The organism is Streptomyces sp. NBC_00029 (assembly GCF_045160505.1).
Taxonomy (GTDB): domain Bacteria; phylum Actinomycetota; class Actinomycetes; order Streptomycetales; family Streptomycetaceae; genus Streptomyces.
The window spans coordinates 7,624,274-7,647,733 of sequence record NZ_CP108292.1; the positions used below are offsets into that span (position 1 = coordinate 7,624,274).

Here is a 23,460-nt window from a genome sequence, read left to right on the forward strand (position 1 = left end):
GGGCTCTGTCAGGTCCAGGATGGTTCCGGCTGTTGTCGCCACGTGCGGTCCGCACTGGGGCGGTCCGGGCCCGCAGACATGCTCGGACGGCCCTCATCCTGACGACTGGCCCACTGATCGGTCGGCCCTCTCGGACGGTGCCTGAGTGGGCGGCACTCCTTGGCAGCGCGTCTGGCGGGCCTGTGCAGGTCCACGAGAAAGAGCCGATGAGGGTGCGTGGTGCCGACGGAGGAGCGGAGTGCCAGCCGGTCCTCGAAGGCTACGAAGTCCTGCAGGCCCGACTGCGCCGTCAGCTCGGGCATGACCCAGGAGCGGCGATCCGATCGCGAGTGGGTGCTGGACGAGGAATCCCTCGCCGTTCGGTGCCGGGTCTTCGGTTCCTTGGTTTTTGCCCCTTCCTATCTCCATTTCCTACGGTTACCAGTAGTGCTTGCGTCCGCCGACCGAGTGCCCGACGGCGCCCAGGATCCAGAGGATGACTCCGATGACGACGAGGATGGCGCCGATGGTCCACAGGATGCTGATTCCTGCGACGAAGCCGATGACCAGGAGAATGACGCCGAGGATGATCATGGGCACCTCCGATTTCGCTGTGACTCTCCTTTCAGCCTAGGCGCGTCCGGCACTGTTGGCGTGCTATGCCAGGGGGCGGCGTTACGCCGCACTGGCGGAGTCGCCCGCGGATGACCGGGACGCGGCCCCGGCCTGCCCGTTCGGCACGCGGTGGGAGCAGCGTGCGCAGGTACCGACCGGCACCGCGCGGCGGACCACGCCGTCCGAGGCCGTGGGCGAGAGCGGTGACCGTGAGGCCCGGCAGCAGGCGGACGATGCCGTTGTCCAGTGCTCGGGCACGGCGGAGGACGACACGGGTGCCGGGGGCCACCGTGCCAAGCGCCACCGTCCGGGCATCGGCCGTGAGGAACAGATCCACCCCGATGACGAGCTGCAGGAGAACTCCGAGGCCGCCGCCGTCAGCCTGAACCGGTCCCACCCGGGCGTGCGGGGCCCCCACCTCGGAGCACCCTCACAGACGAACTGCAGGCGAGGTGTGCCTGGCTGCTTCTGTCCCACACCGGCCGTCCCCGTCAGGGATGAACCCGGCGGACGGTGGCAGGGTAGAAGGTTCGGTTCTGCTATGGGCGGTGCCGGAGTGTGGGCGCCTTCCGGCACCGTGCGGGAGTCACAGGAACCGGCGGATGGGGGTGACCGCAAGCTCGCGCAGACGTTGCGCCGCAGAGCGCCCGTTCCAGCGTGCTGGATCCATCGGCTCACTGGCCTGCACGTCCTCGTCGAAGTGGCGGTCCAGCGTTGCGGTGAAGTCTTCGTCAAGGACAGCGAGCATGACCTCTTCGTCGTGGTCCAGGGAGCGACGGTTGAAATTGGTCGAGCCGATGAGTGCCGCGATCTGGTCGACGGTGATGACCTTGGCGTGCATCATCGTCGGCTGGTACTCGAATATCTTCACCCCGCAGGCGAGGAGGTCCGCGTAGAAGTTCTGACCGGCCAGCCGGCAGACGCGCTTGTCGGTGTGGGGGCCGGGCAGGAGTATCTCGACCTCGACGCCCCGGCGTGCTGCCGCGCACAGCAGCTCGATGAAGTAGACGTCCGGGGCGAAGTAGGCGGTGGACAGGCGGAAGCGATGCTGGGCGGATTCGATGGCGACCCGGATCAGGGTCTGCATGTCCTGCCAGCCGATACTGGCCGATCCCCGGACCACCTGCACCACCGCCCCGCCCTGCGGCGCGTGCTCGGTGAAGCGGTCCCGGTCGTCGAAGAGGGTGCCGTGGCACTCGGCCCAGTTCTGCGCGAAAGCGGCGGCAACGCCGTCCACGGCGGGGCCGCGCAGCCGGACGTGGGTGTCGCGCCACTCGTTCTCGTTGCGGGCGTTGCCGCACCATTCCTCGGCGATGCCGACTCCGCCGGTGAACGCCGTCTGTTCGTCGACTACGAGCACTTTGCGGTGGCAGCGGTGGTTCTGCTTGAGCGGGGAGAGGTAGAGGGGCTTGCGGAACCATGCGACGTCGACGCCGGCGTCCTCCATCAGATCGAGCAGGTCCTGCTCGATGAGCCGGCTGCCGAAGCCGTCCAGCAGCAGCCGCACCCGGACGCCCGCTCGGGCCCGGTCCGCCAGCGCCTGGGCGAACTGCCGGGCTATCGCGCCGCGCCAGTACACGAACGTCATCATGTCGACGGTGTGTTCGGCGGCGCGGACGCTGTCGAGCATCGCCGTGAAGATCTCGTCCCCGTTGCGCAGGGCGAGCAACGAGTTTCCTTCGGTGGCGGCGATGCCGATCAGCCGCTCGAGGCGGCGCCGCATCCGCTGCTTGCGCTCGGCCACCGACAGCGCCGGGGCGACCGTCGTTCCGCCGGGCAGTCGTGACCCGCTGGTTGCACTTGTCATGACTCCACCTGACCGGTCGGGGACGCCGCCCCACACGTCCGGCAGCCGCCGGGGCGAGCCGACTGTACACAGCCGCAGACCAGGAAGGGGTGCGGGTCTCCCCTCGTCGCGCGGTTACGGCGCTGAGCGGGCCGCGGTGCTGTCTCTCGCGGGCCGGTCCTCGCTGCCCGCGGCCCCGGTCCGGGCTTCCCGCCTGCCACCGTAGCTGTTCGAGACCGATTCCCTATCCGTCGAACACGCGAAAATCTATGTTGGCCAGAGTAGACATTGGGTGGTGACCTGGTTATGGTTTCTCTCGTAGCCCAGAGAGACAGCAGGGCCCGGCAGAGATGAACTGCCGGGCGTGGTACCCGCAAGCGCAGTTCGCAGGACGGTGCGGTGGTGGAGCTCCGAAGCCAGGGTTGTTGCAGCAGGGCGACGGGGCTGATACCGGACCGGGTGGCCCGCGGTGATCAGGGGCCGCCATGAGCAGTGCCGCAGTTGACGCAGCAAGCAGGTTGATCACCGAGGAAAGAACGGAGGAACCGCGCCATCAGGATCGCCCGGGCGGAAGTCCTGAGCCCGGGTACCGCAGGGCATCGACAGTGAGGTGGTCTCCGGTCAAGCAACCGCGATCCCCGCACCCCCGGCATCGTTCAAGTCGGGCATGCGGAAACAGAAGGCCGGCTCGGAACTGATGCCGGCAGATGGTGTAGAAGTTCCCTCGGGGCCCTGGTGCCGTACGGCACCAGGGCCCCTCCATGCGTTTCAGAGAGAGGTGCAATGACAGCAGAGAATCCGACAGGCCCGCTCGGCGGCCACCTGGACGACGACGACTACCCCGCCTACACCATGGGCCGTGCCGCAGAGATGCTCGGCACCACCCCGGGTTTCCTCCGTGCCATCGGCGAAGCCCGCTTGATCACGCCGCTCCGCTCCGAGGGCGGCCACCGCCGCTACTCCCGCTACCAGTTGCGCATCGCGGCCCGAGCCCGGGAACTCGTCGATCAGGGAACCCCCGTCGAAGCCGCCTGCCGCATCGTCATCCTCGAGGACCAGCTCGAGGAAGCCCAGCGCCTCAATGCCGTGTACCGCCGCGCCGCCGCGTCGTCCGGCCCGCCGACCGCGGTCTGAGGTGGGCGAGCCCGCCGGTCCCGGTGGGCCGCGCACCCCCGTGTGTCGGGGCGCGGTGGTGCTCGTATCCCTCTGTTCAAAAGAGCGTTGCGCCTGGGCTGCCAATATCTGTCACCGCGATGCAAGGATTTGGCGGTCCATGCGGAGAGGGTTTTTAGCGCGGCGACCACGGTGAATTGGTATTCGTACGCAGACCGCTACGGCATGCTATTGTCGATCTCAGTTGCAGTCGTGGTTCCCAAAACTTCAAGTGCCTCCAGCCGGTCTCCGGGCCCTATGGGAGTGCTTCGTATTTCCGGGTCATTTTCCGGGCGGGGCATCATCGCGGCGACACGGTGTCCGTGCAATGCGGATTCCGCTGTACTGCCCCAAAGGAGATCTGACATGGCATCTGGCACCGTGAAGTGGTTCAACGCGGCAAAGGGTTTCGGCTTCATCGAGCAGGACGGTGGCGGCGCCGACGTGTTCGCCCACTTCTCGAACATCGCCGCCCAGGGCTTCCGAGAGCTGGCTGAAGGCCAGAAGGTCACCTTCGACATCGCGCAGGGCCAGAAGGGTCCGACGGCCGAGAATATCGTTCCCGCCTGACGCTGACGCGCACTTCGTAGCTGGGGCCCGCATCCTTCGGGGTGCGGGCCCCAGCTGCAGGCATCTCCCGCAGTGGGTTCACCTGCGGGATGCCCCCTCACCACCCTGAGGCGCTGCTCCGGCACGCGGACCTCTTCGGACCTGCACCCGAGTCGATCTCGGGGATTTCACGTCCAGCGTCACCCATTTTCACAGCGGCGCCCGCACGGACTCCCTGCGGCCGGCTTCGCTTTCTCATCCCATTCGGCCCGTTCTTGCGATTCCCCGCGCTGTTCTTCTGCTGCCGGAATTCCTTGATGCGCGCCGTATCAAGGAAGGTTCTGAATGAACCCCGTACGTACGAACAACCGCTCCGCTCGTACCCGCAGCCGCACCGGTGGCCCCGCTTTCGGTTCCGCTGCCGGTTCAGGCCGGGGCAGCCGCTTCGGTACCTCCGCCCCGAGCCGTTCGGGCGGTCCGAGCCGTTCGGGCGGCTACAGCCGACGGCCCGCCGCGGTGCAGGGCGAGTTCGCCCCGCCGAAGACGATCACTCCTGCCCTCCCTGCCGCCGAGGCCTTCGCCGACCTCGACATGCCCGGGGAGTTGCTGGCCGCCCTTGGCGCGCAGGGTGTGAGCGTGCCGTTCCCGATCCAGGGAGCCACCCTGCCCAACACCCTCGCGGGCCGCGACGTGCTCGGCCGTGGCCGCACCGGCTCCGGCAAGACCCTGGCCTTCGGCCTCGCTCTGCTGGCCCGCACCGCCGGACAGCGCGCCGAGCCCGGCCAGCCCCTCGCCCTGGTCCTCGTACCGACGCGTGAGCTGGCGCAGCAGGTGACCGACGCGCTCACTCCGTACGCCCGCTCGGTGAAGCTGCGCCTGGCCACCGTCGTCGGCGGGATGCCGATCGGCAGGCAGGCGGGCGCGCTGCGTGCCGGCGCCGAGGTCGTCGTCGCCACGCCGGGCAGGCTGAAGGACCTCATCGACCGCGGGGACTGCCGGCTGAACCAGGTCGCGATCACCGTCCTGGACGAAGCCGACCAGATGGCCGACATGGGTTTCATGCCGCAGGTCACCGCGCTGCTCGACCAGGTGCGCCCCGAAGGCCAGCGGATGCTGTTCTCCGCCACCCTGGACCGCAACGTCGACCTGCTGGTGCGCCGCTACCTGACCGACCCCGTCGTGCACTCGGTGGATCCCTCGGCCGGTGCCGTCACCACGATGGAGCACCACGTGTTGCACGTGCACGGGGCTGACAAGCACCGCACGACGACGGAGATCGCGGCGCGCGAGGGCCGGGTGATCATGTTCCTGGACACCAAGCACGCCGTCGACAGGCTGACCCAGGACCTGCTGAACAGCGGTGTCCGGGCCGCCGCCCTGCACGGCGGGAAGTCGCAGCCGCAGCGCACCCGCACCCTTGCCCAGTTCAAGACCGGACACGTCACCGTCCTGGTCGCCACCAACGTCGCCGCCCGCGGCATCCACGTCGACCACCTCGACCTCGTGGTCAACGTGGACCCGCCGACCGACCACAAGGACTACCTCCACCGCGGTGGCCGTACCGCCCGCGCCGGGGAGTCCGGCAGTGTCGTCACCCTCGTGACGCCCCACCAGCGCCGCGACATGACCCGCCTCATGGCCGCCGCCGGCATCGTTCCGCAGACCACCCAGGTCCGCTCGGGTGAGGAAGCGCTGAGCCGGATCACCGGCGCCCAGACCCCCTCCGGCATCCCGGTCACCATCACCGCGCCGGTGTCCGAGCGGCCCAAGCGCAGCGCGGCCTCCCGCAGCCGACGCGGCCCCGCTTCGGCAGCCCGGCGCTTGAATGTGCGCCGGTCCGCCTTCAACGCGGCTGCGGCCTGAGAACCACGCGATCAGGAAACTGACCCATCTCTGCAGGAGGCACGTTTTGACGCTGGTCCAGATGCAGTTCCGCTCGGTGAGTGCCAACCCTGCGCACCAGGCGGTGGTCGATGCCATGCAGGCCGCCGGGCCGCAGGTCTGTGACGACATGACGGTCGAAGTGGCCTTGTCCGTCATGGCCAGTGCTCGCGCGGGACATCTGCTGGTCTGCGACGAGGACGGCCTGTGCGCCGGTCTGGTGACCCCGGCTCAGCTCGCGGCAGTCCGTGACGGCGACGCGTACACGGACCGAATCCGGCTGCGCGACGTTCTCGGTGACCGCGGACCGTCCACCTCGCCCCTCACCACGATGGCCGAAGCCGAGCACGCGATGCGCTACCGCCGGCTCGATGCCCTGCCTGTCGTCGACGAACAGGGCAGTGCCCTGGGCGTCCTCGCCCTTGCACGCTGAAGCGTCTCACCGCGGTCGGACCGTTCCCTCGGCGCCCCGCTGACCGACGGGACCGGCGCGGGCCCACCCCCGACTGTGTCGGCAGTGCTGACGCTCCAGACCGATGAACAGGATGACCGGATCGCCGACGACCTCGACCACGACCAGGCCTCCGCCTTCGACAGGCCGTGACAGAGCTCAGTCTGGAGCCAGGACAACGCCTCGTCCTGGACCTCTTGCGCATACGGTTCTGTGACTCCAGCGGCATCACCGCCCGCATCGTCGCCGCAACCACGCTGTCGCGGCCCAGGCGGACATCGCCCTGGCGGCGGTCCCCGACAACACGATCCGCATCCTGCGCATCGTCGGCCTCGACCGGATCTTCACCATCCACCCCGACGTCGGCACGGCCACAGCACACCGACCGGCCACCAGGCGTCCCTGACGGCGCCGGTGCCGTAGGAGGTGCCCGTTCGGGACGTGTGACCCGGCCGCCAACGTCACCGAGAGGATCCCGGCGGGTGCCCGGCAACCTTTCGGGCTCCGGCGGCAACTGAGGGGTGACCAGTGCACCTCACCCCAAGGAGCCACCGCCCATGTCCGCTGCCCCCCACCGCCGCCCCACCGGACGTCGAAGGCTCGCCCTGGCCGGAGCGGGCACCCTGGTCGCGGCCGGTCTCGGCGCCGTGCCGCTCGTCGTGAAGGCCGATGCCGTGGCACCCGCCGACCTCGCCCACGGCGTGCTGCCCGCCCGGGACGGCTGGGCCGCGAGCGGCTCGGGCACCACCGGCGGCAGTGCTGCGGACGCAGCTCAGGTCTTCACCGTCTCCACCCGCGCCGAGCTGGCGAGAGCCCTGGCCGCGGGCCCGGCCGGCGCCCCGCGGATCGTCCGGGTCAAGGGCCTGATCGACGCCAACACCGACGACAGCGGGAAGCCGCAGAGCTGCGCCGACCACGCCGCGGGCACCGGCTATTCGCTCGACTCCTACCTCAAGGCCTACGATCCCGCCGTCTGGGGTCGTGCCAAGGTGCCGTCCGGCGCCCAGGAGGACGCCCGCAGGGCGGCCCAGGCGAGGCAGGCCGCCCGCATGGTCTTCACGGTGCCGGCACGGACCACCGTCATCGGGGTGCCCGGCACCGGAGCGGGCATCACCGGCGGCAGCCTCGTGGTGAAGAACGCCGACAACGTGATCATCCGCAACCTGTCCCTCACCGACGTCCGGGACTGCTTCCCCCAGTGGGACCCGACCGACGGCTCCACCGGCAACTGGAACTCCGCCTACGACGCCGTCAGCCTGCGCGGCGCCACCCATGTCTGGGTCGACCACAACACCTTCTCCGACGCCCCGCACCCGGACTCCGCCAACCCGGTCCGCTTCGGCCGTGAGTACCAGGTCCACGACGGCGCCCTCGACATCACCAACTCCTCCGACCTGGTCACCGTCGGATACAACACGTTCAGCAACCACGACAAGACCATGCTGATCGGCAGCAGCGACAAGGACACCAAACTGCGGGTGACGCTCCACCACAACGTCTTCCGGGGCATCGTCCAGCGCGCCCCTCTCGCCCGCGTGGGCCAGATCCATCTGTACGACAACTACTACGACACCACGGAATCGGAGGGTTACGCGCACAGCTACAGCGTCAACTCCCGGGCCGGCGCCCAGGTCGTCGCGCAGAACAACTACTGGAAGCTCTCCCCCGACCGGAAGACCTCCCAGCTGCTCAGCGGCGACGGCACCGGAGCCATCGCGGGCAGCGGCAACCTCGTCGGCGGCGCCCCCGTGGACCTGGTCGCCGCCCACAACTCCGCCAACCCCGGGAAGAAGATCAAGACGGCCGTCGGCTGGCGGCCCACCCTCACCGCCGGACTGGAACCCGCCGCCGGACTGCCGGCGAAGCTGGCGGCGAAGGCGGGCGCCGGAGTTCTCACCGAGACCGGCGGCAAGGCCGCTCCCGCCCCGTCCGGTCCGGCCGGCGGCCGGACGCTGACGGTCGCCGCCGACGGCTCCGCGGCCCACCGTTCCGTGCAGGCCGCCGTCGACGCCGCCACCGCGGGCGACACCGTCCTCGTCTCGCGCGGCACCTACCGGGAGACGGTGAACGTCCCCGCCTCCAAGCACGGACTGACCCTCAAAGGCGCCACCGGCAACGCCGAGGACGTCGTCATCACCTACGACAACGCCTCCGGCACACCGAAGCCCGGAGGCGGTACGTACGGAACCGCGGGCAGTGCCACCGCGACCTTCTCGGCCAACGACATCACCGTCACCGGTGTGACGGTCGAGAACACGTGGGAGAGGTCGGCTCACCCGGACGTCAGGGACACGCAGGCCGTGGCGGTCAACGCGTCCGGCGACCGCCAGAGGTACCTCAACTCGCGTTTCATCGGCCACCAGGACACCGTCCTCAACTGGGCCCCCTCCGCCACCGGCCAGTACCGGCAGTACTTCCGACACTGCTTCATCGCGGGGGACGTCGACTTCGTCTTCGGCAACGCCACCGCCGTCTACGACCAGGTCAACATCACCCTGCGCGACCGGGGAGCCGCGGCCGGCGGCCACAACGGATACCTCGCCGCACCGAACACCGATGCCGCCAAGCCGTACGGAATCCTCATCACCGACAGCACGATCAGCAGCCCCGCCCGGCCAGGGACCTACTACCTCGGCCGGCCCTGGCACCCGGGCCCGAGCGCGGTCGGTCAGCTGGTCATCCGCAACACGAGCCTGCCCGCAGCCGTGAAGACAGAGGGGCCGTGGACGGACATGGGGGGCTTCTCCTGGAAGTCCGCCCGGTTCGCCGAGTACGCCAACACGGGCCCCGGCGCCGGAACCGGAGCGAACCGTCCCCAGCTCGCCCCGGACCGGGCCACAGCCCACACCGCCCGCGCCTACCTGGCCGGCACCGACGACTGGAACCCGACGGACTGATGGGCGTCACCGTGTGGACCAGGCCCGGGCGAACCGAAGTGCCCGAACGATGCTCGAACAGACTGCTACGCTCCGGCCCCTGCCTGAGAAGGCACCCGCCGCACCGAGAGGCCGTACCGAAGCCATGGCCGAGGACGAGGCGGCCGCAGAGTCCCACGCATTCTTCGAACGCCACCACGCCGAACTGTCCCTCCTGGCGTACCTGCTGACCGGGGAGGCGGACGCCGCCGACGACCTGGGGTGGCTCTTGTCCGGCCAACCTCATTTTCGCCTCCTTCGCCGCACATCGCCATGTGGTGCGGATCGCACGGCCGTCGCCGCAAGCTCGGGGCGGTGGACCTGCGCAACCTCAAGGACGCACCTGGAGACGGGCCGGCGTCCGGCGCCTCGTGAACCCGACCTCACGGCGTGGCCTCATGGTCTGGACCGCGATCGCCGGCGAAGAGGCGGGCCGGAGCGAGTGCAGCGCGAGCACCGGTGGACCCCGGTGCGGCCCGGCGCCGGCTGTGCCGAGGGGTCAGGCTGCGGGGAGTTCCTGTGCAGGCAGTCGGCCTGCGTGTACCGCGTCGACCAGGGCCTGGTGGTCGCGTTCGTTCTGGTCGGCGTAAGCCTCGGCGAAGGCGACGAGCGCCCGGTCGAAGGATTCACTGCGGCCCAGGTACGCGGCGATCGCGATCCGGTCGCCCGACCGCGCGTGCGCACGGGCGAGGGTGATGCCGCACACCTCGCCGAACGTCTCCAACTGTGCGGGCGACATGGTCTCCGGCATGGCGATGCCCTTCCAGTCGCGCAACTGGCGGATGTAGAAGTCGCGCTGCTTGCCGTCGATCCCGTCCACCCGCTCCCAGCCGAGGAAGATGTCGCTCGCCGCCTGCATCAGCCGCTGTCCGGAGACCACGCGCTCACCCTGGTTGCGGTATTTGCTCGCGCCGAGGTGGGCGGCGAGCACGGAGGTGTCGGCTTCCTTGGCCTGCAGGAAGAGCGGATCCCTGCCGTCGCGGCCGAGCAGCAGCAGGATCCAGCAGCGGGTTCCGACGCTGCCGACGCCGACCACCTTGCGGGCCACGTCGACGAGCCGGTAGTCGTCCAGGAGCGCTCGCCGGTCACTCGCCATCGTGAGGCCGTAGCGTTCGACCAGCCGGCGGAGCTGGCGCTCGAACGTGCTGCGCTCGGCGTCCGGCAGCAGGTCCGCGAGCGGTACCAGCAGTGGGGGGTCCGCCGCGATCCTCGGTCGGCCGTCGACCAGTTCCGTGAGTTTCTCGAAGACGTGCAAAGTGTCATGCGTGCGGGCCTTCGCCATGGCGCCGGTCAGCTTCTTCCGCCCGCTCTTGCCGAGCCGACCGGTGGTCAGGGCCTCGAGGCGGTCCGCGTCGATCTTCGCGTACCAGACGTCGAGGTTGCCCATACCGGCGAAGCCGCGCATCGCCTCGCGGTACGAGCGAACGGCAGCGCTCACGATGCCCGCGCGCTCGGCGTCGTCGAAGCCGTTCGCCCGGCCTGCGATGACGAGACTCGCCGCGAGTCGTTTGACGTCCCACTCCCAGGGGCCGGGCAGGGTCTCGTCGAAGTCGTTGATGTCGAACATCAGCTGACGCTCCGGAGAGGCCAGCAGCCGGAAGTTCAGCAGGTGCGCGTCCCCGCACAGCTGGGCCGTGATCCCCGAGTCCGGGCTGCCGGCCAGGTCGGAGGCCATGATCGCGGCGGCTCCCCGGTAGAACCGGAAGGGCGACTCCGTCATCCTGCTGTAGCGGATGGGGACCAGCTCGGGAACCCGGGCCGCAGATTGCTCCTCCAGTATCGCCAGCGGGTCCGGCCTGTCCGGAGACGGCCGGTACTCGGCGTGCCCGGACCGCGGCGAGCGGCGCCGTGCCTCCTTGCCGTGGTCCGCGCGTTCCTGGGACGTGCTGTGGGGTACCGCGCGCATCGCGGTGGTCGCGCTCTGGGACATCAGTGCACTCCTGCCTGCTCTGCTGCCCTCAGGACGGGAACGGCTCTGCGCGAGCTGTCCTTGGGCATCGGCGACGGCATCGGCGGTGCCGAGGGCCGCGATGGCGTTGACGGCGGCCGTCACGACGCGGGCGGTGCCCACGACGGGGGCGGAAGAGACCAGTACGTCCTGCCACTGCTGGGCAGCGGACCTGCCTTGCGGGCGGGTCGGGTACGGCCCAGGGGCAGGCGAACGACGTGCGACAGTGGGTGTCCGCAGACCACCCGCATGCCTTGCTCCAACTCTAGAACCCCTCCCGATCCTGCGCGCGGGGCAGGCGTGCGAGCGGCCCATGCGCGCCGCGCGATACCGGACACCGCCCTGAACCCCCACGGAACTCGTCGACGGCGCGGGCTGCGCGGGCGCGTCCGGATCTGCAGGCACGTCATCCGCACGGCTCGGCCGGGAGGACCCCGGTGGAGCCTGCAACGCCCCGGTTGCGCCGGCATCCCCCTCGCACAGCCGGCCGGGACTCAGACGATGGTGGCTCCTGAGGTGATCAAGGCACCGACCGCCGGTAGGCCGGCCCCGGCCAGGGCGCGGCGCTGGCGGTCGGCCGACGTTCCCCGCAGGAGCAGCCGATGGACGAGCGAGGTCACCTCGCGGTGGTCACCGCTCTCTTCAAGGGCGGGGCCGATGTAACGCAGGAGCGCGCACAGCACGTCCCCGCTGCTCCGAAGCCGCCCTATCGGGTCCACCAGCGTGCCGCTGATCCCGTGCCGGGCCGCATGCCACGTCGCCGCTTGCAGCAGCTCCGGTCGGCACGGCGTGTGAGCGACTCCCACGCTTTCCTCGGCCATCGCTGTGGTGGCGAGCCCGCGGATGACACCGGCGAGCATCACTGCCTCGTCCGCCTCCAGCTGCACATCACAGCAGCGCACCTCAACAGTGGGGTAGCGCTCGGAGAGCCGGGCCTGCCAGTACAGCTGGCCCCGGTCCGGAATCACCCCGGGCCCCACCAGCGCGTCGGCCCGCGCCTCGTAGTCCGCGAGCCCCGCGAAGTGCGGTGGTGGACCGCTGACCGGCCAGCGGCCGAAGATGATCGTGCGCCAGCTGGCGAAACCGGTGTCCCGCCCGTCCCACAGGGGCCCGTTCGCGGACATCGCCAGCAGCGTCGGAAGCCAGACGCGCAGCCGGTTCAGCACGGCTACCCCGGTCTCGCGGTCGGGCATCCCCACATGGACGTGCATCCCGCAGATCAGCTGCTCGTCGACCAGCAACCGGGCCTCTTGTTGCATCTTCACATATCTCGCCGTGCCGGTGATGGGTACGGGTACGGCATCCCTGACCGGCGCGGTGGCAGAGATGGCGATGCGGCAGCCGTTCGCCTGCGCGGCGGAGGCGACCGCGTGGCGCAACCGCAAGAGATGCCCTCCGACCTCCTCGAGAGCCGTGCACACGGGGGTGGCGACTTCGATCTGAGCCTGGAGCAGCTCGTCCTGGACCTCTTGCTCGTCCGAGAGGGGTGCCAGGCGGGCCGTGGCACGCACCTCTTGCACGAGCGGTGTGGGAAGGAGCGTCTCCGGGTCGACCAGCAGGTACTCCTCTTCGACCCCAACAGTGATCATGCTGGGTGGTACCCCGACCCCGCAGTGATCACCCACAGAAAGGGCCACTACGGCGCATTAGGGCGTATTGGCGCTCTTTTGTAATAGGTTGATCCGGGAGGCATTCCCGCCCGGGCCGTGGAGCGTGGACAAGGTCGTCCGGCCCCGCCGGTAGATGGCGGACCGGTCGTGTCCGCAGGGCATCCTGTACGTCCTCGACAGCGAAGCCAGCCGGCAATTCCTGCGGTGCGTCATGCCGCCAGGGCCTGTGCGGGCGCGGGCCTCGGATCTGCCGGACGGAGGCGGGCTGATCCTGAGGATCACGACGACGTAGTCGACCACCGGCGACGATGACCACCGGCATGACGGTGAGTCCGGACTGACCGTCTCCGGGCCGCTCTGATCCGCCTTCGGCGGCAGCGGCTCCACCGGCTCGGTCGGCTCCACCACCTGCGGGGAGACCGGAGCGGGCTTGCCGGGGATGCCGTCCTCCGGTCGGCGGGGCGTCGCCGTGCAAGGCACCGGCGATCTTGTCAGTAACTGCCTTGACTGGATTCTTCTCGGCCATCACATCTCCAGACACAGGGGACAGGCCCTGCACCCGTGACCCGAAACCATGCGTTCGGAAGCGGGGCTAGCCTGTCCGGCCCTGTGACCAACGCCGAAGACACCGAGACCCGCTGACCGCCGTCCGAGCGGCAGTGAGCCAGACCGGCCTTCTGGCCGGCGTGCCCGTGCGGGGACCCAGCTCTCCTGGAGAGTCACCCGCGACGCAGCCGCCGCCTGCCTGGTCCGTGTCCCGCCCTGTGCAAGGGGTACTCGGAGGTCCTGACAAGTACTGGGCCCGCATCCAGTGGCTTCTCCTGAAGGCGGGGCCGGGCCATAGTAGGTGGGCCGGTGACCAGCAAAGATTCCATCATGCGCACTGACCGGAACATTGCCTCCCTCCGCCCGACGCACACGGCACCCGTGGTGTTCGGTGCGGGAGCCGCCATCGGTGTTCTGGGCGGAATGATCGGACTGGGTGGCGCGGAGTTCCGCCTGCCGCTGCTGATCAGCCTCTTCGGATTCGCAGCGCTCTCGGCCGTCATCCTGAACAAGGCGATGAGCCTGGTCGTGGTCCTGGTCGCTCTGCCCGCCCGTCTGGCGGCGGTCCCGGCTGCCGAGGTGGTCGCACGCTGGCCCGTCGCGGTCAACCTGCTGGCCGGAAGCCTGCTGGGTGCCTGGGCCGGAGCGTCCTGGGCGGTGCGGATGCGCTCCTCGACCCTTTACAAGGTGCTGGCTGCTCTGATGGTGCTCATGGCGGTCGCCCTCGTACTCACGCACACCACCGCCCTGGGCACGCTCGACCTGCCGCTCTGGGCGCAGGTGCCTGCCGGTGTCGTGGCCGGGTTCGGCATCGGCGTTGTCGCGGCGATCATGGGCGTGGCCGGCGGCGAGCTGCTGATCCCGACGATCGTGCTGCTGTTCGGCGAGGACATCAAGACCGCCGGGAGCCTCTCCTTGCTGGTGTCCCTGCCCACGATGCTCGTGGCCTTCGCCCGCTACAGCCGCGACGGCAGCTTCACCGTCCTGGGCGCGAACCGCCGCTTCACCGTGGTCATGGCCGCAGGCTCGATCGCCGGCGCGGTTCTGGGCGGGCTGCTGCTCGGAGTGTTCCCAGACGTGGTCCTCATCCCCGCGCTGGCCTTGATCCTGCTCGCCTCTGCGGTCAAGCTCGCACGTCACAACTGACTCCGCCAGCCTCCCCCGACCCTCGCCGCTTCGGGATGCCTCCCGCTCACGATGCTGCGCACGAAACCTCCGGAGGCATCCACCAGGCGGCGGACAGCGTCACGGAGACGGCTCAGCAGATCGCGGGGAGCGTGCAGGAGGGCGTTCAGCAGGCCCGGTGGCGTACTCGGTGGCCGCGAGACGGATCCGGGTGGCCAGCGCCCGAGAACCCTGCTGCCCCCTGCGTGCCCGGGTGGAGCTCTCCGATCGATGGTCGTGAGGCATCCGTGAGGTCGGCGCCGGTAGCCGCGTCACGCTGCGAATTGCCGATCCCGCGCCAGTCCAGGCACATGACGGTTGCGTCGTCGTCCAGATGGCCGTTACCGGCGTCCACGATCGCCCCGATGAGGGTGCGGGCGGCTTCGCGGGGATGCAGGGCGCGGGTGCGGAGGATCAGGTCCGACAGGTCGAGATTCTCGGCGTTGCGCTCCAGCATGCCGTCCGTCAACATCACCAGCCGGTCACCCGGCCGCAGGTCCAGCGTCTGCACCCGGTAGGTGCCGGCCGGTGATCCATGGACATTCAGGCCGAACGGTCGATCAACTTCGGGAACGATCTCCTGTACCTGCCCCTCGCGCATCCGCAGCGGCCAGGGATGCCCGGCGTTGACGAACTCGGCCCGGCCATCGAGCAGACTGATGCGCAGTAGCTGACCGGTGACGTAACCGCCACGGCCGTGATCGTGCATGGCCTGGTCGGCCTGATGGGCCTGTGCCTCGAGGTCGCCGCCCGCCCGCCGCGCCCGCCGCAGAGCACCTACGACGAGGGTGGCCAGCAGCGCGGCGTCGACGTCGTGGCCCATGGCGTCGGTAACGGAGAGCTGGACCGTATCCCGGTCGATCACGTAGTCGAAGGTGTCGCCCCCGACGTGGTCGGCGGGTTCCAGGGCACCTGCGACCGCGAACTGTGCCGCCTCACATGCCAGCGACGCCGGGAGCAGCCGGTGCTGGATCTCCGCGGCCAGACTCAGCGGCTTGGTGCGCCGGCCCCACTGGTACACATCGGTATGGGACCGGTTGGCGATGACGATGTACGCCAGCGCGTGCGCGGTCTCACCGATCTCCCGCATCACTTCGGCGCCCGGGGCGGTAGGCAGGAACAGCTCCAGGAGCCCGATGGCGTCCCCGCGGTTGGTCACCGGGGCGACGACCCGCACCAGCTCACTGCCGCCCCTGTCTTCCACCTGCGGCCGCTGGCTTCGGATCACGTCGTCGTACAGGGTGCCTCGCAGTCGAATGCGCCGGGCGGGCTCACCGGTCTCGACGCTGCCCGCAGCTCCCAGCCTCACGACCGAACTGCCGGTGAAGTCGGCGATCAAGAATGACACCGAGGCTGCCCCGAGGTGCTCCTTGAGCATGCGCGCGACCACATCGAGCGACTCCACGGGCGCCGCGGCCTCCGCAGCCTCCAACGTCCCGGCCAACGTCATCGCCCTGCCCCGGCGGTTCCGGCTGGTGGAGTGACGAGACTCCTGCCCGTCCTCCGGCTCTCCTGCGGTCACAACGACCCCTTATTGCGTGATGGCGGCCGGGACTCGGTCCCGGGTCGGTAAGACCCGCGCCAAGGCGACGTCGCACAGTCACATTGCACCACGAGACCCTGGGAGGCCGGAGATCCCGCAGCCTGCGCGGCAATCAGTAAAGACGTTGGCTCGGGCCGGGTTCGGCCACAGGCCGACATCTGCTACCAGGGGAGTTCCGCGCAGATGATCTTTCCGCCACCGGCTGCTGGTCTGATCCGGATGTGGGTTGCGAGGCGCTGAATCATGAACCATCCCCACCCACCGGTCCCGTCCGTGCGAGGGGTCCTCGGCTCGGGTGGCCGGGGGCTGGGGTCGGAGACGCAGACGTCGACGGCGTCATCGAGCAGTTCCAGGTGCAGGGAAGAGGGGCCGTCGGTGTGCCGGATCGCGTTAGCAACGAGCTCGGCCACCACCAGGAGCACGTCATCCATGCTCCCGTCCCTGGCGGGTGCCCGTAGGCGGGCTGCGCGCGCGAGGAAGGCGCGGGTGGCCTCACGAGCTGCTGCTCCAGGCCATCCGATACGAGACAGGGACTGGTCCAGGACGGTCGTGGTCACCTGTTCCTCCTTCGCCCGGCGTGCCTGTCTGGCGGATGCCCCGCTTCGCGAACGGAAACCGCGTCACAGTCTGCCGAGTGCAGACAGATGCGGCAGTGGATTGCTGTGGCACGGTCCCGGGCACTTCCGCGGCCCGGGCTGACAGGGGGCCTGGTGTTCCCGGCGTCGGCGTGACAGGCTCGAGGGGAACCAGCCTGGTCTGGTGGGAGACCTCGTGCGCCTGAAGGTGACCGGCGGTACGGGTGGTCTCGCTCGGCTGTGAGTGGCCTTCAGACGGCTGCACGCTTGACGGCCTCTCCGCGTACGCCGGGAGCCGACCGTAATGGGCTTCGATCCCGAACGGCGGACCAGTGATGCTCCCCATCAGGCTTGACCTCGATGTCAGTGTGCAACCCGACGTGACGGCCGTGACCGTGGCCGGTGAACTCGACATGACCACCTGCCCCACTGTCACCCAAGCCACCGACACCCTGGCCCTGGAGGGTCAGACCCTTGCCCTTGACCTGTCGGCCGTGACCCACATGGACTCCAGCGGCCTCAACATGCTCCTCACCCTGCGCAACCGTGCCCGCGCCGAGCACGGCGTGCTGCACTTGTGCGGCGTCCCGCGCCAGGCACTGCGCGTCCTCGAGCTCACCGGCACCCGCAGTCTCTTCACCCTGCGCCCCTGCCTCACTCCGTGAGTGCCGCGCTTGCAGCCGGGCAGGGCGGGCATGCGCGAAGGGAACCACGGTGTCGAGTGCCGCCGCCGACAAGCCCGCCCGTCGGGCGAGAAGCACCTCGGCGCGAGCGGCGCCGCACCATCTGGAGGTCTCACATGTCCGTTCCCGCTGGCACCGCCCCCCTTGCAGCACTGTCCGCGGCCGGAGTGGCGGTCTGGCTCGACGACCTGTCCCGCGAGCTCCTGGCCGGTGGACAGCTCATCGAAGTGGTCGCGGAAAAGCACGTGGTGGGGGTCACGACCAACCCCACGATCTTCGCCTCCGCCCTGTCCAAGGGTGACCGCTACACCGAGCAGCTGCGCCGCCTCGGCGACGGGGGAATCAGCGTCGACGACGCGGTCTTCGCCCTGACCACGGACGACGTGCGAAGCGGCTGCGAGGTCCTCGCCCCCGTCCACCAGCGCACCGACGGCATCGACGGACGGGTCTCCATCGAGGTAGACCCGCGCCTGGCGCAGGACGCCGACGCCACCACTGTCCAGGCCCGGAAGCTGTGGCAAACAGTCGACCGGCCGAATCTGCTCGTCAAGATCCCGGCCACGCGTAAGGGGCTCAAGGCGATCACCGCCGTCATCGCCGAGGGCATCAGCGTCAACGTCACGCTGATCTTCTCACTGGACCGCTACCGCGACGTGATGGACGCCTACCAGGCCGGTCTGGAACGGGCGCAGGCAGCGGGACGCGATCTGTCGGCCATCCACTCGGTCGCCTCATTCTTCGTCTCCCGCGTCGACAGCGAGGTCGACCGCCGCCTCGACGCCCTCGGCACCCCAGAGGCCCTGGCACTCAAGGGCAAGGCTGCGGTCGCCAACGCCCGGCTGGCACACCGGGCATTCGAGGAGATGACCGCGGAGCCGCGTTGGCAGCGCCTCGCGGCGGCCGGAGCACGCGTTCAGCGGCCCCTGTGGGCGTCCACCGGGGTGAAGGACCCGTCCTACCCCGACACCATGTACGTCAGCGAACTCGTCATCCCCGGCACCGTGAACACCATGCCCGGCGCCACCCTGGCCGCGTTCGCAGACCACGGAATCCTCGCCCACCCCCCGACCGGGGACGACTACGCGGCCGCCGCTTCCCACCTCGACGCTCTGGGACGCGCCGGCGTCGACTTCTCCGACGTCACCGACACCCTGGAACGCGAAGGACTCACCAAGTTCGAGGACAGCCGGAAGGACCTCGGAGCCTCGGTGAAACGCGAGATGCACCCCGAAGCCGTCGACACCTGCGACGACAACGGGAGCCCGCAGGGAGGATCCGAAAGCGCCCAGCTACTCGCGATCTACCTCAACGACCACTACTCCGCCGCCACTGGGGGCCTGGAACTCTTCCGGCGCTCCGCAAAGGCGCAGACGAGCACAGAAGCGCACACGGTACTGACCGAACTGACCCGTCAGGCCGACGAGGACCGTGACGCGCTGGCACAGATCATGACCGACCTGGACGTCCCGATCAGCCACTCCAAGGCGGCCATGGGCTGGCTCGCCGAGAAGGCGGGCCGCCTCAAGACCAACGGCCACCTCCTCACCCGCTCGCCCCTCAGCGACGTCCTGGAAGCAGAGTCCATGCTCCTCGGCGTCCAGGGCAAGAAGGCCTGCTGGCGGACCCTGAGGACCCTCGCCGACACCGGCGAACGCTATTCCACCACGCATCTGGACGCCCTCGCGGCGCGCGCCGAGAAGCAACTCGCGCTCTTGGAGGAGCTGCGCAGCGCGGCAGTCACTCAGGCGCTGCGCCCTCACCCCTCCAGCACGCGCTCGCGGTAGCCCCGGGGAGTCGCCGTTTCTGCCGTGAGAGGGGAGTGGACGCCCCCTCTGCGTACGCGCGGTGACCGGGCTATGCCGTCTCCGGGGCCTTTGGGCCCCACCTGGGCCCGCAAGCCAAGCGAGTCAGGGCAGAGGACTCCCGACAGGGGCTGCGCTCGGCAGCACAACCGTGCCGGCTCGGTCTGTCGGGCCGCCGACGGGTTGCCCTAGGCCGGACCATGGCGCAGGGCTGGGGGTACGTCAAGGTCGTTATCCCGGGTATGCGCAGTACGAGGGGAGCGACACCCGCGAGCCGGCGGGGCCCGGCACAGGGAGTTCCGCAGGTGATGTGGCCGCTCCTCCGAGACCGACCAGAAAGCGACCTCTGATCATGAATTTCTCCCAGACGGTGCGTCCTCCTCCCGTACGGGCGGAGTCGGGGAGCGACTTCGCCCGACTCTCCCGGAAGATCCAGGAGGCGGGTCTCATGGCCCGGCGCCCCGGGTACTACGCACTGCGCATCGCGGCCGTGACGGCCCTGTACGCCGCCGGGTGGACGGCCTTCGTCCTGATCGGCGACAGCTGGTGGACGCCAATGGCGGCTGCCTTCCTTGCTTTCGTGTTCGGGCAGGTGGCCCTGCTCGCGCACGACCTCGCCCACCGGCAGGTGTTCCGACTGCGCAAAGCCAGCGAGGTGTCCGGGCGCATCGCCGGCAACTTCGGCATCGGCATGGGATACGGCTGGTGGCAGGACAAGCACACACGGCACCACGCCAACCCCAACCACGAGGACCTCGATCCCGACCTCGACCCGGACATCCTCGTCTGGACGCAGGACCAGGCCCGCACGGCCAGAGGACTGCCGCGGCTGCTCGGCCGATCGCAGGCCTACCTCTTCTTCCCGCTACTCCTGCTGGAGGGGTTCAACCTGCACGTGTCCGGGGTGCGGTCGCTGTTCGACCGCTCGCTCAAGCACCGGGTGTGGGAGGGGGTCCTGCTTGCCGCTCACATCGCCGCCTACCTCGGCGCGCTGTTCCTGGTGCTGCCGCCGGGCAAGGCGGTCGTGTTCCTCCTCGTCCACCAGTGCCTCTTCGGCGTCTACCTCGGCTCGATCTTCGCCCCGAACCACAAGGGCATGCCGGTCCTGCGGGGTGACGAGCGGCCCGACTTCCTCAGGCGTCAGGTCCTGACCTCCCGGGACGTTCGCGGCGGCCGGTTCACCGACATCGTCCTGGGCGGTCTCAACTACCAGATCGAGCACCACCTCTTCCCGAGCATGCCCAGCCTCCACCTGCGCAGGGCCCAGACCATCGTCCGCGCGTACTGCCAGGAGCTCGGGGTCAGCTACTTGGAGACCAGCCTGGTCACCTCCTACCGGCAGACCCTCGCCAGCCTCCACGCGGCCGGAGCCCCACTCAGAGCGCCGCAGACCACCTGACTGCCGCCACGGCCCCCGACAGGGACGCGGGACACCGTTCCACCCCGGTCACGGGCAGGCCGTGGCCGCCGAGGGCCCACCCCTTCGATAGCCTCCTCAGCACAATCCCTCCCGATCACCGTTGAACCCCCATCACCGTCCGACGCGCTCCACTGCTCCGGTCGCAATGCGCCAGGGGGTACCTCGCGGCTCCGTCAACATGTAGCGGGCACATTCGTGACCCAGGGGCAGAGGCGGCGTTAAGGAGTCTGCCGTCGCCGACCGACCCCCCGCTCGGCGCGCGACGGCTTCCCGGCGTTGGGGCCCTGCCAGGACGCCCGCCGCCGGGACATCTCTCTCCAGCAGTGGGGGTTCGGCGTGGAGCGACCGCGGACGGCGCCCGGGCGACAGCTGCCCCGTGAAGGTCACCCGATTGGACGTGAAGGGGTGCCAAGGAGCTTGGTGCGGCGGAGGCTTGGCCCATGGCCGCCCAGCTGATCATCTACCCGCCCCGACCAGCAGGGCTGGCGACGTGTCCGCTACGGCGTTGTTGCCATCGGAGTGGCGCATCGGCCTGCCGATGTTCGAGCCCTTCTCGCCGCGGCCGGTATGGAGAACGCCGAGGGTGTCGACCTCACCGACCCTGACTTTGTGGAGTGGCGGGGGGCCGGTCCCGAGGCGTGGGAACCGTTTCCCCGACCTGCCTCCCTGGTCTGCTCGGATGTGCCGGGGGATGCGGCTCCCCCTCCTGGGCCCGGCCGCGCCCGGAATGGGCTGAGCGGGGGATCTCAGGCTGACCGTGGACGGCCGTGCGGCGACCAGAGGAGCAGAGCGGTGACGGAGACGGGCCCGATCGTCGTTTTCGCGAACTTCCTCTCGGACTTGGCGGTGGACCTCGACGAGGGTCAGATCCTGACGACGTGGGCCCAGCAGGCACCGCGGAAGGCGTGGCTGCTGCGGCCGGGGGACGTGTTCGTCACTCCCGTGCCGCTGAGCCGGGAGTTCCTGCGGTACGTGTACGACCTGACCGGGGTGCCCCCGGAATCGGTGGCGGTCGTCGAGGTAGCACCCGCCGGAGCCGTTCCGCTGGCGCGGGCGGTGCGCGAGGCAGGCCTCGTCGAGCAGGTCCGGGCTCTCGCCGGTGACCGGGGTGCGGCGCTGCTGCCGACGGCGTTGGACGCGTCGGCGATCGCGTTCGCCCGGGACATCGGCATCGACGTCCACCCGTATCCCACGGTCGAGGCCGCAGAGGCCGCCCTGAGGACGACCATGCTGCTCAAGACGAAGACCGGATTCCGCGAGACGGCCGAGCAACTGGGCATGCGGCTGCCGATGGGCCGGATGTGCCGACGCCCGGAGGCCGAAGGGGTGGCACGCGCTCTTCAACGGAGCGATGCGCACGGTTCAGGGCTCCCTCACGGGATACGCCTCTCCGCTGCCGCCGTCCGGCGCGCACGTGGCCGACGCGCTGGAGGAGTGGGGGGCGGCCCTGGGGCGTCACCTGGCCGATCACGGCTACGCCGGGCCCTTCGGGCTCGACGCGCTGGTGGACACCGAGGGTGTCGCGTACGCGAGTGAGAGCAACATCCGCCGTACGGCCACCACCACACCCCACGCCATGGTCACCCGGCTGACTGCGGGATCGGCCGCGCCGCCCCCGGCATGGTCGGTGGCGAAGGGCTCGACCCGGACCCCCATGGACTTCGATGAGGCGCTCGCCCGGCTGCGCGCTTCCCGCCTTGCGTTCGACCCGGATCTCGGCGAGGGCGTGGTCCTCTACGCGGACGCGCCGCCCGACGGCCGTTCCTGGAGGTACGCGGTGATCGCCAGGAGTGCCGGGGACGTGGAGGAGCAGGAAACCGCGTTGGCGGAGGTCCTCGAATTCGAGGGTGGCTGAGCAGCATGATGCCGGGCCCGGCACCCAGGAAGGGTGCCGGGCCCGGCATCATGCTGCGGGACGGGATCAGGCGGGGCGGCCGCCGAAGGGGGCGCCGGTGCCGTAGTACGTGCCCAGCTCGTCGCGGTAGCCCGCGTCGCCGAGGTGCTTGTCGCGGTGGAACTCGGGGGCGTCCTTGATCTGGCCCCTGGTCCGGTCGACGAAGACCTTCCGCTCCTCCGGGTCGATCCTGACGACGGTGCTGGCCGGCAGCAGGACCTCCTTGCCGAAGATCCAGACACCGGTGTCGACCACCAGGTAGGCGTCACCGACCTCGTCGGAGTGCTTGTCGACCTTGCCGATGCTGCCGTCGGTCGCCTCGACCTTGTAGCCGGTCAGATCCGTACCGGCCAGGTGGCCCGAGGTCGGCTGGTAACTCCACACATGCTCAGTCACGCGAAAAACAACTCCTCCGGTCAATGGAGGACGACGGCGAAATGCTTCTCCGCCGACCCTCCTTGTTCCGTACGTCGTGCTCGGCGGATGTGCTGCGTACCGCCTGGACTTCACCTGCCCCGCCTTTACGACTTCACGCACCAGGATTGAATGCGGGACCGGAGCGGCCGTCGATCATTGGAGGTGAGCAGGTTCCCTGCTGCATCACGGCGACCGTCCCGGCTGCCGTCCGGATTCCCTCTATATGCGCCGCTATTCGTTCCGTGTCGGTGACGGCTCGTCTACAACGACATGGCGGTGGCCGGTCACCCTAAGAAGGAGTGACCGGCCACCGCCATGCAGTGTCAGAACTGCGCTGTCGTACGGCTACCAGCGGTACCAGCGGCCGCTACCGCCCTTGGGCCGGGCGACGAAACCAATCAGCCACAGGATCAGGACTGCGATAGCCACCCACCAGAGAATCTTCACCGCGAAACCCGCGCCGAAGAGGATCAGGACCAGCAGAAGAACGAGAAGCAGGGGAACCATAGTTATCAACCTCCGAAGCACCG

General features: G+C 69.6%; 18 protein-coding genes and 3 pseudogenes. 13 read left to right on the forward strand and 8 right to left on the reverse strand.

What is annotated here, in order from left to right; all coding sequences use genetic code 11:
• Positions 1-417: 417 nt before the first annotated feature.
• Both OG753_RS35140 and OG753_RS35145 read right to left on the reverse strand, forming a co-directional pair.
• Positions 418-573, reverse strand: coding sequence for a DUF6131 family protein (locus tag OG753_RS35140; RefSeq protein WP_327265820.1), 156 nt, complete (start codon positions 571-573; stop codon positions 418-420).
• Between the two features lie 607 nt (positions 574-1,180).
• A complete protein-coding gene (locus OG753_RS35145) occupies positions 1,181-2,401 on the reverse strand; it encodes a phospholipase D-like domain-containing protein (protein WP_405791406.1) in 1,221 nt (406 codons plus the stop codon).
• A gap of 762 nt (positions 2,402-3,163) precedes the next feature.
• On the opposite strand from OG753_RS35145, the gene OG753_RS35150 reads away from it, so the two are divergent.
• From OG753_RS35150 to OG753_RS35180, 7 genes and pseudogenes are all read left to right on the forward strand, one after another.
• Positions 3,164-3,514: a MerR family transcriptional regulator gene (locus OG753_RS35150; RefSeq protein ID WP_327265821.1), complete on the forward strand. Its 351-nt coding sequence runs from the start codon at positions 3,164-3,166 to the stop codon at positions 3,512-3,514.
• Positions 3,515-3,898: 384 nt separating this feature from the next.
• Positions 3,899-4,102, forward strand: coding sequence for a cold-shock protein (locus OG753_RS35155; RefSeq protein WP_030722003.1), 204 nt, complete (start codon positions 3,899-3,901; stop codon positions 4,100-4,102).
• A gap of 324 nt (positions 4,103-4,426) precedes the next feature.
• A complete protein-coding gene (locus OG753_RS35160) occupies positions 4,427-5,944 on the forward strand; it encodes a DEAD/DEAH box helicase (RefSeq protein ID WP_405791407.1) in 1,518 nt (505 codons plus the stop codon).
• 46 nt (positions 5,945-5,990) lie between these two features.
• Positions 5,991-6,395 carry a CBS domain-containing protein gene (locus OG753_RS35165; RefSeq protein WP_327265823.1) on the forward strand — a complete coding sequence of 135 codons (405 nt, stop codon included), beginning with the start codon at positions 5,991-5,993 and terminating at the stop codon, positions 6,393-6,395.
• 120 nt (positions 6,396-6,515) lie between these two features.
• A pseudogene (locus OG753_RS35170) lies at positions 6,516-6,819 on the forward strand (STAS domain-containing protein).
• Between the two features lie 151 nt (positions 6,820-6,970).
• The gene (locus OG753_RS35175) at positions 6,971-9,310 is read left to right on the forward strand and encodes a pectinesterase family protein (protein ID WP_405791408.1); all 2,340 of its coding nucleotides are present in this window, start codon (positions 6,971-6,973) and stop codon (positions 9,308-9,310) included.
• A 124-nt stretch (positions 9,311-9,434) separates the two neighbouring features.
• Positions 9,435-9,548: pseudogene (locus OG753_RS35180) on the forward strand (SigE family RNA polymerase sigma factor); the annotation flags it as partial.
• Between the two features lie 279 nt (positions 9,549-9,827).
• Here the strand turns inward: OG753_RS35180 and OG753_RS35185 are convergent.
• The gene (locus tag OG753_RS35185; protein WP_405792922.1) at positions 9,828-11,258 is read right to left on the reverse strand and encodes a DUF2252 domain-containing protein; all 1,431 of its coding nucleotides are present in this window, start codon (positions 11,256-11,258) and stop codon (positions 9,828-9,830) included.
• A 512-nt stretch (positions 11,259-11,770) separates the two neighbouring features.
• Positions 11,771-12,865, reverse strand: a complete 1,095-nt coding sequence (locus OG753_RS35190) for a glutamate--cysteine ligase (protein WP_405791409.1) — start codon at positions 12,863-12,865, stop codon at positions 11,771-11,773.
• 897 nt (positions 12,866-13,762) lie between these two features.
• On the opposite strand from OG753_RS35190, the gene OG753_RS35195 reads away from it, so the two are divergent.
• Entirely contained in the window at positions 13,763-14,578 is an 816-nt protein-coding gene (locus tag OG753_RS35195) for a sulfite exporter TauE/SafE family protein (RefSeq protein WP_327265835.1), read from the forward strand.
• Positions 14,579-14,723: 145 nt separating this feature from the next.
• On the opposite strand, the gene OG753_RS35200 is transcribed toward OG753_RS35195, so the two are convergent.
• The gene (locus tag OG753_RS35200) at positions 14,724-15,974 is read right to left on the reverse strand and encodes a PP2C family protein-serine/threonine phosphatase (protein ID WP_405791410.1); all 1,251 of its coding nucleotides are present in this window, start codon (positions 15,972-15,974) and stop codon (positions 14,724-14,726) included.
• Positions 15,975-16,300: 326 nt separating this feature from the next.
• Positions 16,301-16,696, reverse strand: a complete 396-nt coding sequence (locus OG753_RS35205; protein WP_405791411.1) for an ATP-binding protein — start codon at positions 16,694-16,696, stop codon at positions 16,301-16,303.
• A 353-nt stretch (positions 16,697-17,049) separates the two neighbouring features.
• On the opposite strand from OG753_RS35205, the gene OG753_RS35210 reads away from it, so the two are divergent.
• The 5 genes and pseudogenes from OG753_RS35210 (at position 17,050) to OG753_RS35230 (ending at position 22,474) form a co-directional block, all read left to right on the forward strand.
• Positions 17,050-17,379: an STAS domain-containing protein gene (locus OG753_RS35210; RefSeq protein WP_405791412.1), complete on the forward strand. Its 330-nt coding sequence runs from the start codon at positions 17,050-17,052 to the stop codon at positions 17,377-17,379.
• A gap of 134 nt (positions 17,380-17,513) precedes the next feature.
• Positions 17,514-19,181, forward strand: a complete 1,668-nt coding sequence (tal, locus tag OG753_RS35215) for a transaldolase (RefSeq protein ID WP_405791413.1) — start codon at positions 17,514-17,516, stop codon at positions 19,179-19,181.
• 370 nt (positions 19,182-19,551) lie between these two features.
• The gene (locus tag OG753_RS35220) at positions 19,552-20,598 is read left to right on the forward strand and encodes an acyl-CoA desaturase (RefSeq protein WP_327265840.1); all 1,047 of its coding nucleotides are present in this window, start codon (positions 19,552-19,554) and stop codon (positions 20,596-20,598) included.
• Positions 20,599-21,186: 588 nt separating this feature from the next.
• Positions 21,187-21,732: pseudogene (locus OG753_RS35225) on the forward strand (hypothetical protein); the annotation flags it as partial.
• A 238-nt stretch (positions 21,733-21,970) separates the two neighbouring features.
• Complete coding sequence (locus OG753_RS35230; protein WP_405791414.1) at positions 21,971-22,474, forward strand: peptide ligase PGM1-related protein; 504 nt, start codon at positions 21,971-21,973, stop codon at positions 22,472-22,474.
• A 66-nt stretch (positions 22,475-22,540) separates the two neighbouring features.
• Here OG753_RS35230 and OG753_RS35235 read toward each other — a convergent pair whose 3' ends face one another.
• Together OG753_RS35235 and OG753_RS35240 are read right to left on the reverse strand one after the other, a co-directional pair.
• Positions 22,541-22,909: a PRC-barrel domain-containing protein gene (locus OG753_RS35235; protein WP_405791415.1), complete on the reverse strand. Its 369-nt coding sequence runs from the start codon at positions 22,907-22,909 to the stop codon at positions 22,541-22,543.
• Positions 22,910-23,275: 366 nt separating this feature from the next.
• A complete protein-coding gene (locus OG753_RS35240) occupies positions 23,276-23,437 on the reverse strand; it encodes a hypothetical protein (RefSeq protein ID WP_030302035.1) in 162 nt (53 codons plus the stop codon).
• Between the last annotated feature and the right edge of the window lie 23 nt (positions 23,438-23,460).